The sequence below is a fragment of the Mycobacterium sp. NAZ190054 genome (genome assembly GCF_001545925.1).
In the GTDB taxonomy this organism is placed as follows: domain Bacteria; phylum Actinomycetota; class Actinomycetes; order Mycobacteriales; family Mycobacteriaceae; genus Mycobacterium.
In genome coordinates this window covers 1-12,903 of sequence record NZ_LMVQ01000335.1, presented here as the reverse complement: position 1 = coordinate 12,903, position 12,903 = coordinate 1, and the positions used below count along the sequence as shown (strand labels likewise).

The 12,903-nt window shown below is 68.5% G+C and carries 12 protein-coding genes; all 12 read left to right on the top strand.

The window, feature by feature from the left end; all coding sequences use genetic code 11:
- The first annotated feature begins 53 nt into the window (after window positions 1-53).
- A complete protein-coding gene (locus tag ASJ79_RS20900) occupies window positions 54-1,367 on the top strand; it encodes an ABC transporter substrate-binding protein (RefSeq protein WP_067959377.1) in 1,314 nt (437 codons plus the stop codon).
- Window positions 1,368-1,371: 4 nt separating this feature from the next.
- Complete coding sequence (locus tag ASJ79_RS20895; RefSeq protein ID WP_067959375.1) at window positions 1,372-2,259, top strand: branched-chain amino acid ABC transporter permease; 888 nt, start codon at window positions 1,372-1,374, stop codon at window positions 2,257-2,259.
- The gene (locus ASJ79_RS20890) at window positions 2,256-3,302 is read left to right on the top strand and encodes a branched-chain amino acid ABC transporter permease (RefSeq protein WP_067959371.1); all 1,047 of its coding nucleotides are present in this window, start codon (window positions 2,256-2,258) and stop codon (window positions 3,300-3,302) included. Before ASJ79_RS20895 ends, ASJ79_RS20890 begins: the two co-directional genes overlap by 4 nt.
- A complete protein-coding gene (locus tag ASJ79_RS20885; RefSeq protein ID WP_082753963.1) occupies window positions 3,302-4,069 on the top strand; it encodes an ABC transporter ATP-binding protein in 768 nt (255 codons plus the stop codon). The genes ASJ79_RS20890 and ASJ79_RS20885 overlap by 1 nt, the downstream gene beginning before the upstream one ends.
- A 4-nt stretch (window positions 4,070-4,073) precedes the next feature.
- The gene (locus ASJ79_RS20880) at window positions 4,074-4,898 is read left to right on the top strand and encodes an ABC transporter ATP-binding protein (RefSeq protein ID WP_067959366.1); all 825 of its coding nucleotides are present in this window, start codon (window positions 4,074-4,076) and stop codon (window positions 4,896-4,898) included.
- The gene (locus ASJ79_RS20875) at window positions 4,889-5,734 is read left to right on the top strand and encodes a fumarylacetoacetate hydrolase family protein (protein WP_197420307.1); all 846 of its coding nucleotides are present in this window, start codon (window positions 4,889-4,891) and stop codon (window positions 5,732-5,734) included. The genes ASJ79_RS20880 and ASJ79_RS20875 overlap by 10 nt, the downstream gene beginning before the upstream one ends.
- 1 nt (window position 5,735) lies before the next feature.
- Entirely contained in the window at window positions 5,736-6,698 is a 963-nt protein-coding gene (locus ASJ79_RS20870; RefSeq protein WP_067959361.1) for an extradiol dioxygenase, read from the top strand.
- A 52-nt stretch (window positions 6,699-6,750) separates the two neighbouring features.
- Window positions 6,751-7,158 (top strand): RidA family protein, encoded by a 408-nt coding sequence (locus ASJ79_RS20865; protein WP_067959357.1) that lies wholly within the window; start codon window positions 6,751-6,753, stop codon window positions 7,156-7,158.
- 2 nt (window positions 7,159-7,160) lie between these two features.
- Window positions 7,161-8,066 (top strand): alpha/beta fold hydrolase, encoded by a 906-nt coding sequence (locus ASJ79_RS20860; protein ID WP_197420306.1) that lies wholly within the window; start codon window positions 7,161-7,163, stop codon window positions 8,064-8,066.
- A gap of 2 nt (window positions 8,067-8,068) precedes the next feature.
- Window positions 8,069-9,499, top strand: a complete 1,431-nt coding sequence (locus ASJ79_RS20855) for an amidohydrolase family protein (protein WP_067959352.1) — start codon at window positions 8,069-8,071, stop codon at window positions 9,497-9,499.
- A gap of 147 nt (window positions 9,500-9,646) precedes the next feature.
- Window positions 9,647-11,029: a sigma 54-interacting transcriptional regulator gene (locus tag ASJ79_RS20850; protein ID WP_067959420.1), complete on the top strand. Its 1,383-nt coding sequence runs from the start codon at window positions 9,647-9,649 to the stop codon at window positions 11,027-11,029.
- On the top strand, window positions 11,022-12,903 hold a 1,882-nt coding region (locus ASJ79_RS20845; RefSeq protein WP_067959351.1), incomplete at its 3' end, for a VWA domain-containing protein. The genes ASJ79_RS20850 and ASJ79_RS20845, both read left to right, overlap by 8 nt.

The window sequence follows — 12,903 nt, the reverse complement described above, 5'->3', positions numbered from 1 at the left end:
TTATTGGGCGAGGAATGGTTGCACATTGGTTGCCGACTCACGGTGGGAGTGACATGAAGAAATCGACGAAGGTCTGGTCCAGCGCGGCGGCCGCGGCCGCTCTGTTCGCGGTGCCCGCATGCTCCGGCGGCGGTGGGGGCGGCGACACCGGCTCCGGTGATCCCCTGGTGGTGGGCATGCTGATGGCTTTCAGTGGCCCCACCGCCGTGGAGGGCGCCGAGGCGGTCAACGGATGCCTGCCCGCTGCCGCCGAGATCAACGAGGCCGGCGGTGTGCTCGGCCGCGACATCGAGTGCGAGGCCTTCGACACCAAGGGCACGGCCAGCGACTCGGTGCCCGCGGCGCGGCAGATGCTGAGCACCACGTCCGACCTGTTCACCGTGCTCGGACCCAGCACCGCCGAGGCCGCCGCGGCGGCCCCGGTGCTCGAGGAAGCCACCCAGGTGATGTTCTCACCGGCCGGTGACGGTCGCTTCGACCGGACCGAACTCGAGTACTACTACCGCCTGATCACCTCCGACACCGTCGGCGCACAGGCGATGGCGCTGCACTCCCAGCAGCAGGGTTTCGACAAGGTGGCCCTGGTGTTCGTCGGCGGCGCGTCGGCGCAGGCGAACATCCCGCCGCTGCAGGAGGCCCTCGGGGGAATGGGCATCGGTGTCACCGAGGCGTTGACGATCCAGCCCGAGCAGCCGTCCTACCGCACCGAGGTGGCGCGGATCCTGGAGAACCGTCCGGCCGCAATCGTCTTTGAGGCGGACGCCGTCACCGCGGGCACGTTCCTGACCGAGCTGAACCAGGCCGGCGGCGGGGACATCCCGATCGTCACGAACACCCTCGCCACCACCGGCGACTGGCAGGAGGCGGCGCTGGGCGCCTACGGCGGCGACGAGGCGCTGGCCAGGTCGCTGCAGGTGGTCATCCGGTACGCCCAGGAAGGCGGCGCCGGCACCGAGACCTTCCTGGAGACCCTGCAGTCGCTGGAGGGGCAGGACGGTATCGACGTCCCGTCCTTCAAGGACAGCGCATACTCCCGCGCGGCGTATGACGGTGTGATCCTGTCCGGTCTGGCCGCCACCAAGACCGACTCCGTGGAGCCCGAGGACTACAACTCGGCGATCCCGGAGATCCTGGCCGCCGGCGAGGGCAAGATTGTGGTGACCAACTACGCCGAAGGCGTCGAGGCGCTCGGCAACGGTGAGGACATCCAGTACGTCGGCGCCAACGGCGAATACCGGCTCAACGAATTCCACAACGTGATCGGCGCTTTCGCGTACCACGACTGGGATCCGGCCGCCAAGCAGCTGCGGCTGGTGAGCCAGCTGCCTGCCGACGAGCTCGAGGCCCTCGCGAGCGGACAGCGTTGATCTCGTGAATCTGGTTGTCTCTGCGACGGTGTTCGGGGTGGTGATCGCCGCGGTGCTCGCCCTGGCCGCGGTCGGTTTCACCTTGCAATACAGCGTCTCCAACGTCTTCAACCTCGCGTTCAGCGAGACGATGGTGGTCGCGGGGTTCGCGGCGCTGTGGGCCAGTCACGCCGGACTGCCGATGGCCGCGGCGGCGCTGGTCGGCGTCGCGGCGGGCGTGGTGATCTCGTTGCTGCTGAACCGTTTCGTCTACCAGCCGTTCGCGCGGCGCGGTGTGTCGGTGTTCCACATGCTGGTGATCAGCCTGGCGGTCAGCCTGGTGCTGGCCAACGCGCTGCTGGCCGTGGTCGGTCCGACGTCGTTCCGGTACGAGATCACCCCGACGGTGGTCTTCACCGTCGCCAGTGCCGCCGTCACCGATCTGCAGCTGACGGTGATCGGACTGGCACTGGCGGCCATGGTCGGAATGCACCTGCTGCTCAAGCGTTCCCGGCTCGGGCTGGCCATGCGCGCGGCCTCGGTGGACGGCGGCCTGGCGCAGTCGTGCGGTATCCCGACACAGCGGGTGGTCGCGACGGCCTGGGCGATCTCCGGAGCGCTGTGCGGTCTGGCCGGGGTGGCGCTGTTCGTGATCAGTTCGTCGTTCTCGGCGACCTCGGGGCGCACCTTCATCGTGCTGGTGATCGCCGCCGCCGTGCTCGGCGGTATCGGCGACGCCTACGGCGCGATGCTCGGTGCCCTGGTCCTCGGGCTGGCGACGGAACTGACCGCCGTGTGGCTGGACCCCAGTTTCAAGATCGCCATCGCGCTGGTGGTGCTGATCGGCGTGCTGATGGCACGGCCTCAGGGCATCCGCGCGGAGTTCTCGGCAGGCAGGGCATTGCAGGTATGAGTGCAGATCTTTCGTTCTACATCGTCACGCTGGTCGTCTACGCCGCGGTCGCCGTCATCGGCTGCTGGGGACTGGAATTGCAGTACTCGGACACGGGTCTGCTCAACCTGAGCTACATCGTGTCGGTGGCAGTCGGCGGCTACACCGTGGCGCTGCTGTCGCTGGGACCGCCGGAAGCCGAGGGCGGCACCGTCGTCCAGGAGTACTTCTGGGGTGCGTCGCTGCCGTTCCCGCTGCCGTTCGTCGGTGCGGTGCTCGCCGGGATGCTGATCTCGCTGCCGATCGGGCTGGTCGCGCTGCGGCGGTTGCGGTCTGACTACCAGGCCGTGGCGATGCTGTCGGTGGCGCTGATCGCCGGGGCGCTCGTGGTGGCGATGCCAGGGCTGCTCGGCGGCGGGCACGGTCTGTACCTGATCCCGGCTCCGCTCAAGAAGGAACTGGACCTGCGGTCGGACGAATACTCCTGGCTCTACGCCGGATTCGCGGTTCTGCTCACCGTCCTGGCGGCGTGGGTGGTGCTGCGGATCTCCCGGGCGCCGCTGTGGCGGGTGCTGCGGGCGGTGCGGGAGAACCCCGAGGCCGCCGACGCTCTCGGCATCAACGTCACCCCGGTGCGGTTGTCGGCGTTCGCCGTCGGCAACGGCCTGGGTGCGCTCAGCGGTGCCATCCTGGCGGCGTTCATCGGCACCTACGCACCGGCCGACTGGTCCTATCAGGAGACGCTGATCCTGATGGGCGCGGTGATCGTCGGCGGCGCGGGCAACCGGTTCGGTGTCCTGCTCGGCGCCCTGGTGGTCCCGGTGGCGCTGACCGAGGCCACCCGCTACCTGCCGCAGTTCGGTGCGCCTGGCACGGTCGACGCACTGCAGTACGTGGTGGTCGGCGTGGTGATCATCGCGTTCCTGTGGTGGCGTCCGCAGGGCGTATTCCCGGAGCGCAAGCGCACTTTCGGCCTCGACGGAGCGCCGGTGCCGTTCTGGGAGACGTTGCGTCCGGGATCGGATACCCGGGTCCGGACCGGAACAGAGCAGGGAGTCGCGTGATGAGTGACGAGTGCATCCTGACGATCGACGGGCTCACCGTCGCCTACGGCAAGAACCGTGTCCTGGAGAACGTGTCGTTGAACGTGCCCAGGGCCAAGATCACCGCCGTGGTCGGGCCCAACGGGGCCGGCAAGTCCACCCTGCTGCACGCGCTGGCCGGCACCGCGCCGGTGGAGGCCGGCCGGGTCCTGCACCGCGGACAGGACATCGCAAAGCTGCCGCCGTACAAGCGTTCTCGATGCGGCATCATGCGCACGTTCCAGATGCCCGCCGACTTCGGGCGCCTGACGGTACTGGAGAACCTGCTGCTGGCGGACCGTTCTGTGGGCGGCACCGGATTCGTTCAGGTGTTCACCCGGCCGCGGCGCAGCTGGCTGCCCGGCCAGCGCGAAGCGGTGGCCAGGGCCCGGGCGCTGCTCGCCGAGTTCGGGCTCGACGCCAAGGAGAACGACTACATGGGTGACCTCTCCGGAGGTCAGCGGCGCATTCTCGAACTGCTGCGGGCCGTCACCACCGAACCCGAGCTGCTGCTGCTCGACGAGCCGTTCGCCGGTGTGCATGCCAGCATCATCGAGCGCATCTCCGATTTCCTGATGCAGTTGCGGGACCGGGGCATCAGCATCCTGATGGTCGCCCACGAACTGGACGCGGTGGAACGCCTGACCGATGCGGTCGTGGTGATGGCCCGCGGCCAGGTGCTGTTCGAAGGATCCATGGCGGCAGCCCGCCGCGAGAAGGAAGTGGTGGACGCCTATGTCGCCGGGTAAGCCTGTGTCGCCGAACAAGACGCCGGACAGGACCCCGGCCCCGGCCGGGACCACGGTGCTCGGCGTGCGCGATCTCACGGTCGGATACAACGGCGTTCCCATCGTGCACGACGTCAGCCTGGAGCTGGTGGCCGGCAACACCGCGTGTGTGGTCGGGCCCAACGGCTGCGGCAAGAGCACGCTGCTCAAGGGGTTGGCCGGTCTGGTCACGCCGATGGGCGGAACGGTCGAGCTGGCCGGGCGGGGCGACATCACCACCATGTCCACCGCCGATCGGGCCGCCAACGGCATGGGATACGTCCCGCAGATCGACGACGTGTTCAAACCGCTGACCGTCGAGGAGAACATCGTCATCGGCGGATACACGTTGGCCCGGGACAAGGTCGCGGCCAACAAGGAGCGGGTGCTGGAGCTGTTCCCCCGCCTGAAGGCGATGCTCAAACGGCACGCCGGGGTGCTCTCCGGCGGTGAGCGCAAGATGCTGGCGATGGCGCGGGTGCTGATGCTCGAGCCCAAGGTTCTGCTTCTCGACGAGCCCACCGCGGGCCTGACCGAGGAGATGGCCTCCCGCCTGCTCGATGAGCAGCTCGCCGAACTGAAGGCCAGCGGCATCGCGGTGCTGCTGGTCGAACAGCGGGCCAATCTCGCGATGGCGTCGGCGGATTGGGCCTATGTGCTGGCCACCGGACGGGTGCGCCGGTCCGGGTCGGCGGCCGAGCTGCGGGCCGACCCCAGTTTCTCGCACATCTTCCTCGGCGGTACCGAAGAGGCCTTGCTGGCCGGTGCCGACGAAACCACGAAAACAGAAGGAGAAGTCCGTTGCAGTTAGTTCAATTCGTCCACCAGGGCAGCACGCGGTGCGGCTATGTCGACGGGGACGAAATCGTGGCTCTGGACTGGTCACTGCGCGACGCGCTGGTGCTTCTGGCCGCCGGGCAGGGTGAGCGCATCACCGACGCGCCGACCGCCCGCCTGCGCCGCAGCGACGTCGTGCTGCTGCCGCCGGTGCTGCCGACCAGCCGGGTCTTCTGCATCGGCATCAACTACCTGGAGCACCAGGAGGAGTCCAAGGACGTCTTCATCGCCAACGTGCCCGACGCGCCGGTGGTGTTCCTCAAGGACCTCAGTTCGGTGACCGGTCCGTTCGAGGAGCTGGCTCTGCCGCAGTCGTTGTCGACCGAGTTCGACTGGGAGGCCGAGCTCGGCGTCGTCATCGGCGCGCCGGCCCGCAACGTGTCGGAGAAGGAAGCCTGGGATGTGGTGGCGGGCTACACCGTCGTCAACGACGTGTCCGTGCGTGACCGCCAGCTGCGCCACGTGCAGTGGACGCTCGGCAAGAACGCGCCGTCGTCCACCCCGGTCGGTCCCGGGGTGGTGGCCCGCGACGTCATCGGCACCGATCCCGACATCGAGGTGACCTCCCGCGTCAACGGCGAGGTCAAGCAGCACGCCTTCACCCGCGACTTGATCTTCGACATCCCCCGGCTGATCGCCGAGATCTCGGAGGTCACTCCGCTTCTCCCGGGCGACGTCATCGCCACCGGCACCCCCGCGGGTGTCGGCTTCAAGCGGAACCCGCCGGAGTACCTGCGTGACGGCGACGTCGTCGAGGTCGAGATCGCCGGTGTCGGTGTGCTTTCCAACAGGGTCCGGACGGAAGGCTGACATGCCGGTGGTAGGAGGGATCTCCGCGTCGCACGCCCCGGGAATCCTCGGCTGGCCCGACGATGTCACCGCCGACGAGCACGAAGCGGTGTTCGCCGCGTACGACGCGCTCAAGCAGACCGTCGCCGCGGCCGGGCCCGATGTGATCGTCGCGTTCCTCGACGACCATTTCGAGAACCACTTCCGCAGCCTGATGCCCTCGGTGAGCGTCGCGGTCGCCGATCAGCACACGGGCCCGGGTGAGCATCATCTCGAGCTGCTCAAGTTCGACGAGGTGCAGACCTTCAGCGGGGAAAAGGCTCTCGCCGAGCACATCCTGCGCACGCTGGTGGGTTCCGGCATCGACGCGGCCCGGATGGGTGCGGCCGAGTTCGGCAACAACCTGATGGTGCCGATGAAGCTGTTGCGCCCCGAGGCCGACATCCCGGTCATCCCGGTGTACATCAACGTGTTCACCCCGCCGCTGATCACCATGCAGCGGGCCTACGAGGTGGGCGCGGCGGTGCGGGCCGCGGTGAACGACAGTGACAAGCGAATCATGTTCTGGGGCACCGGAGGTCTGTCGCACTGGCCGCCGATCTGGGAACCGAGCCGTGAGTCCGATGAATTCCTGGCCAGGATGAAGACGTTCCAGAACGAGGGTCGTGGCTACCTGGAGCGCGATCCCGACCTGTGGACCGACATCGGGCCGTACGAGATCAAGATGGCCGAGGAGATGGGCGACGCCTGCGTCAACCCGGAATGGGACCGCGAGTTCCTGGACCTGCTGTCCGCCGGTGACATGCAGGCGCTGTTCGCCTGGACCTACGACGACATCGAGAAACGCGGCGGCCACGGCGGTCACGAGATCCTCAACTGGATGGCCGTCGCCGGAGCCATGGGCGGGGGACCGTGCGAGGTCCTGACCTACCAGCCCACCCCGGCCTGGATCTGCGGCACCGGCGCGGTCCGCTACCCGGCCTAGATCAATCCCCACTACCCGAATACGAAAACACAGAGAAGATAAAGGAAGTCAAGTGATCACCTATCAGGATGCGCCCCTCCCCAAGTTCGGCGACTACTCCACCCTCGCTTCGGGCACCCCCGGTGAGGTCGTCGTGGTGGCCGGGCAGATGGGCGCCGACGCCGACGGCAAGTTCCCCACCTCCGACGGCGCCGAGCAGGTGAAGGCCACCTTCGACAACCTCGGGGTCGCGCTGGCCGCTGCGGGTCTCGGCTTCGAGAACGTCATCGGGTTCCGTACCTACCTCGTCGGCCGGGAGATGATCCCGGAGTTCATGGCCGGCCGCAAGGAGAAGTTCGCCGAGATCTACCCGTCCGGGGTGTACCCGCCGAACACGCTGCTGATCATCGGCGGTCTGGTCGAAGAAGCGGCCCGCGTCGAGATCGAGGCGCTGGCGGTGCGTCCGGCGGCAGCGTCGTGACGGTGTCGCAATTGGCCGCCGAATCCGCTGCAGAGCCTCGGCGCTATCCGTTCCACCACGGGCGTGAGACCGTGATCGCCTACCCGGTCACCGGCGCCGGCGTCACCACCCGGGTCGTCGAATCCGGTTCCGGTGACCGGGTTCTGGTGTGCCTGCACGGCGCCGGGTCCCGGGCGGACCGGTTCGTCCCGGTGATTCCGGGTCTGGTGGCGGCCGGCTTCCGGGTGCTGGCCATCGACTTCCCCGGGCACGGGTTCGCCGAGAAACGCGCCGACATCGATTACAGTGCAGCGGGTTTCGCCGACGTCATCGCCGGTGTGCTCGATTCCCTCGGGCTATCGAAGGTGACCATCGCCGGCACCTCGCTCGGCGGGCACGTCGCGGCGCACCTGGCCGTGCACCGCACCGATCTGGTGGCGGGGCTGGTGCTGATCGGTTCGGTCGGCGTCGGTGACTTCCCGCAGGAATTCCACACCCCGCCGGAGGTGCTCTCCGACGGCAGCGTGGCCGGCGTGCGCCGCAAGCTGACATTCCTGGTGTCGGACCCGGAGATGGTCACCGACGCGTGGGTGCGGGAGGAGTCGATGATCAACTCCTCGACCGGTGCGAAAGACGCCCTGCTGCAGGTCTCGGAGTGGCTCGACACCGAGTGCAACGCCGCCCGGGTTGATGCCGAGCTGGCCGAGCTGCTGCCCGACCTGCCGGTGCTGCTGGTGTGGGGCGCCGACGACAAGTGGACCCCGCCGTCGATGGGGGTCGAGGCCCAGAAGAACCTGCCGGGCGTCGCGCTCGAGTTGATGCCCGGGTGCGGCCACGCGCCGTACTTCGAGGATCCCGACGCGTTCGTCGAGATCCTCACCAGGCATCGCGTCGGGCTCGCCTCCGGAACCGAGCCCAAGAAGGAGTGAACATGGCCGACAGCTGGCTGCTGATCGAGAACGGCACCGTCGTCGACGGCGACGCCAACCCGCCGATCCCGAATTGTGCTGTGCTGGTGCACAATGCGCGAATCGTCAAGATGGGCGCAGTGGACCGCGAGACCGACGTCCCGCGAGGCGCGCGGCTGGACGTGATCGACGCCCGGGGCAGGACCGTGATGCCGGGCCTGATCGACATCCACTGCCACATGACCTACGGGCTGGCGCGTACCGAGGAAGAGATCTCGATGTACACCCCGCCCGAGGTGCGCACCCTGATCGCGGCCGCCAACGTGGAGAAGGTGCTGGCGGCCGGGGTCACGAGCATCTCGCAACCGGGCGGTTCGTACTACATCGGCGTCGGGCTGCGGGAGGGTATCAAGCGCGGCATCGTGCACGGCCCCCGGATGACCTCGGCGGGACGCTATCTCACCACCAGCAACGGATTGACGGACTGGTTCCCGGACGCCACCGGCGTCCCGGAGTCCAGTACCGGCAGGCTGACCAACACGCCGGCCGAGATGATCGACGAGATCCGGCGCCAGAAGAAGGCGGGGGTGGACCTGATCAAGCTCGCCGACAGTCCGTTCGGTGACTACCAGGCCTTCACCAACGACGAGTTGAAGATGTGCGCCGACCTGGCCCACCAGCTGGGGATGCAGATCACCATCCACGCGCGCGGCGACGGTGAGATGAACGCCGCGGTGGAGGCGGGCTTCGACCACATCATGCACGGCAACCACATGTCGGACGCCACCATCGAGAAGCTGGCCAAGAGCCAGATCCCGCTGGCGCCGACCCAGCTGCTGATGCATCACATCGTGGAGTTCGCCGAGACGCTGCGGGTGCGCCCGAACATCTCCGAGGCCACCAAGCGGATGAACGACGCGACGATGGACAGCCTGCACCGGGCGTATGCGGCCGGCGTGAAGTTCGCGATGGGCACCGACAGCGGGTTCTCCCTGGTCCCGTACGGCCAGTGGCACGCCCGCGAACTGGAGATGCTGATGCTCTACACCGGCATGAGCTCGCTGGAGGCCATCCAGGCCGGCACCAAACACGGCGCCAACGCGATGGGCCTGCCCGACGACCTCGGCGTGCTCGCCGAGGGCAAGCTGGCCGACATCATCGTCGTCGACGGTGACCCGGTGGCCGACATCCGGGTGCTGTACCAGCCGGGCAAGGTCGAGACCGTCATCCTCAACGGCGAGGTGCAGTCCTTCCCCGAGGACATCCGGACCCGGTTCATCCGCAACGACTACCTGCCCAACGAGTACGGCTGGGACCTGTTGAGCTACGAGCGGGCCTTCGAGGGTGCCGAGACTCCGAAGACCCAGCTCGACTGGACCAGCGAGCAACGTCTCGACGTCATCAACGACGTCCGCAAGTACGAGAAGGTGGGCGCCGAACCCGCCGCGGAGTAACCCCGAACGCACCGGTGGGCCGCTCTCGGACGACGTCGTCGGGGGAGCGGCCCACCGGCGTTTCAGCGCGGCCGGGGCGGCACCGAATTTTCAGCTGTGAGCAGGGAGCGGCTGCCTGATGCCGGGGACAGTCGTAGCGTGGTCGATGTGACCTCACCTAACGATCTGCCCCGCACCCTCGGCGAGCTGCGCGCGTCCGGCCACCAAGAGCGCGGCATCAAGGCCGAACTGCGGGAGAACCTGCTGGCCCGGCTCGCCGCCGGCGACGACATCTGGCCCGGCCTGTTCGGCTTCGAGGACACGGTGTTGCCGCAGGTGGAACGCGCGCTGATCGCCGGGCACGACTTCGTGCTCCTCGGCGAGCGCGGTCAGGGCAAGACCCGTCTGCTCCGGTCACTGGCCGGCCTGCTCGACGAGTGGACCCCGGCGATCGCCGGCTCCGAACTCGGCGAGCACCCGTACAGTCCGATCACCCCGGAATCGATCCGGCGGGCGGCCGATTCCGGTGACGACCTGCCGGTCACCTGGCGGCACCGCAGCGAGCGCTACACCGAGAAACTGGCCACCCCGGACACGAGCGTGGCCGACCTGGTCGGTGACATCGACCCGATCAAGGTCGCCGAGGGCCGCAGCCTCGGAGACCCGGAGACCATCGCCTACGGCCTGATCCCGCGCGCGCACCGCGGCATCGTCGCGGTCAACGAGCTTCCCGACCTCGCCGAGCGCATCCAGGTGGCGATGCTCAACGTGATGGAGGAGCGCGACATCCAGGTGCGCGGCTACACGCTGCGGCTGCCGCTCGACGTGTTGGTCGTCGCCAGCGCCAATCCGGAGGACTACACCAACCGCGGTCGCATCATCACCCCGCTCAAGGACCGGTTCGGTGCGGAGGTCCGCACCCACTACCCGCTCCAACTCGACGCCGAGGTCGGCGTGATCACCCAGGAGGCGCACCTGGCGGCCGAGGTGCCCGAATACCTGTTGCAGATCCTGGCCCGCTTCGCCCGCAGCCTGCGCGAGTCCAGCTCGATCGATCAGCGTTCCGGGGTGTCGGCCCGCTTCGCGATCGCCGCGGCGGAGACCGTCGCCGCGTCGGCGCGGCACCGGGCAGCGCTGCTCGGCGAGCAGGAACCGGTCGCGCGGGTGGTCGATCTGCAGACCGTGATCGACGTGCTGCGGGGCAAGCTGGAGTTCGAATCCGGGGAGGAAGGGCGCGAACAGGCGGTGCTGGAGCACCTGCTGCGGCGTGCCACCGCCGAGACCGCGCAACGGTTGCTCGGCGGTATCGATGTCGGGCCGATCGTCACCGCGGTGGAGAACGGTTCGCCCGTCACCACCGGTGAGCGGGTGTCGGCCCGCCAGGTGCTGGACGCGCTTCCCGAGGTGTCCGCCGTCGCGCAGATCCAGCAGCGGCTCGGCGCGTCGACGGAGGGCCAGCGTGCCGCCGCGATCGAGTTGGCGCTGGAAGCGCTGTATCTGGCCAAGCGCATCGACAAGGTGTCGGGAGAAGGCGAAACAGTCTATGGCTAAGCGCCTTTCGCGGTACTCGCGGTACACCGGCGGGCCGGACCCGCTGGCCCCGCCGGTGGATCTGCGGGAGGCCCTGGAGGCCATCGGCCAGGACGTGATGGAGGGCACCTCGCCCCGGCGCGCGCTGTCGGAGCTGCTGCGCCGCGGCACCAGGAACATGCCCGGCGCCGACAAGCTGGCCGCCGAGGCCAACCGTCGCCGCCGGGAACTGTTGCAGCGCAACAACCTCGACGGCACCCTGGCCGACATCAAGAAGCTGCTCGACGAGGCGGTGCTCGCCGAGCGCAAGGAGTTGGCGCGGGCGCTCGACGACGACGCGCGATTCGGGGAACTTCAGCTCGAATCGTTGTCCCCGTCGCCGGCCAAGGCCGTGCAGGAGCTGGCCGAGTACGACTGGCGATCCTCGGAAGCACGCGAAAAGTACGAGCAGATCAAGGATCTGCTCGGTCGTGAGATGCTCGATCAGCGGTTCGCCGGCATGAAGGAGGCGTTGGAGAACGCCACCGACGAGGACCGGCAGCGCGTCAACGACATGCTCGACGACCTCAACGACCTGCTCGACAAACATGCCAAGGGGCAGGACTCGCCGCAGGACTTCCAGGACTTCATGGCCAAGCACGGCGAGTTCTTCCCGGAGAACCCGCAGAACATCGACGAGTTGCTGGACTCGCTGGCCAAGCGGGCCGCCGCGGCGCAGCGGTTCCGCAACAGCCTCTCCGAGCAGCAGCGCGCCGAACTGGATGCGTTGGCGCAACAGGCTTTCGGATCGCCCTCGCTGATGAACGCGCTGAACCGCCTCGACGCGCACCTGCAGGCCGCCCGCCCCGGTGAGGACTGGTCCGGGTCGCAGCGGTTCTCCGGTGACGACCCGCTGGGGATGGGGGAGGGAGCGCAGGCCCTGGCGGACATCTCCGAACTCGAGCAGCTCGCCGAGCAGCTGTCGCAGAGCTACTCCGGGGCCACCATGGACGACGTCGACCTCGACATGCTGGCCCGCCAGCTGGGCGACGAGGCCGCCGTCAACGCCCGCACCCTGGCCGAGCTGGAACGTGCGCTGATGAACCAGGGTTTCCTGGACCGCGGCTCCGACGGGCAGTGGCGGCTCTCGCCCAAGGCGATGCGCCAACTCGGTCAGGCGGCGCTGCGCGATGTGGCGGAACAGCTTTCGGGACGGCACGGCGAACGCGACACGCGGCGCGCCGGCGCCGCGGGGGAGCTGACGGGTGCGACGCGGCCGTGGCAGTTCGGCGACACCGAACCGTGGAACGTCACCCGGACACTCACCAACGCCGTGCTGCGCGAGGCCGGCAGCCCGCAGAGCCGGCGCGGCCCGCGCATCCAGGTCACCGTCGACGACGTCGAGATCTCCGAGACCGAAACCCGCACCCAGGCCGCGGTGGCGCTGTTGGTCGACACGTCGTTCTCGATGGTGATGGAGAACCGGTGGCTGCCGATGAAGCAGACCGCGCTGGCGCTCAACCACCTCGTCAGCACACGGTTCCGCTCCGACGCGCTGCAGATCGTCGCGTTCGGCCGGTATGCCCGCACGGTGACCGCCGCCGAGCTGACCGGGTTGGAGGGCGTGTACGAACAGGGCACCAATCTGCACCATGCGCTGGCGCTGGCGACCCGGCACCTGCGGCGTCACCCGAACGCGCAACCGGTCGTGCTCGTCGTCACCGACGGTGAGCCGACGGCGCACCTGGAGGACTTCGACGGGGACGGAAGTTCTGCGGTGTTCTTCGATTACCCGCCGCACCCGCGGACCATCGCCCACACCGTGCGGGGTTTCGACGAGGTGGCGCGGCTGGGCGCGCAGGTGACGATCTTCCGCCTCGGAAGCGATCCGGGGCTGGCGCGTTTCATCGATCAGG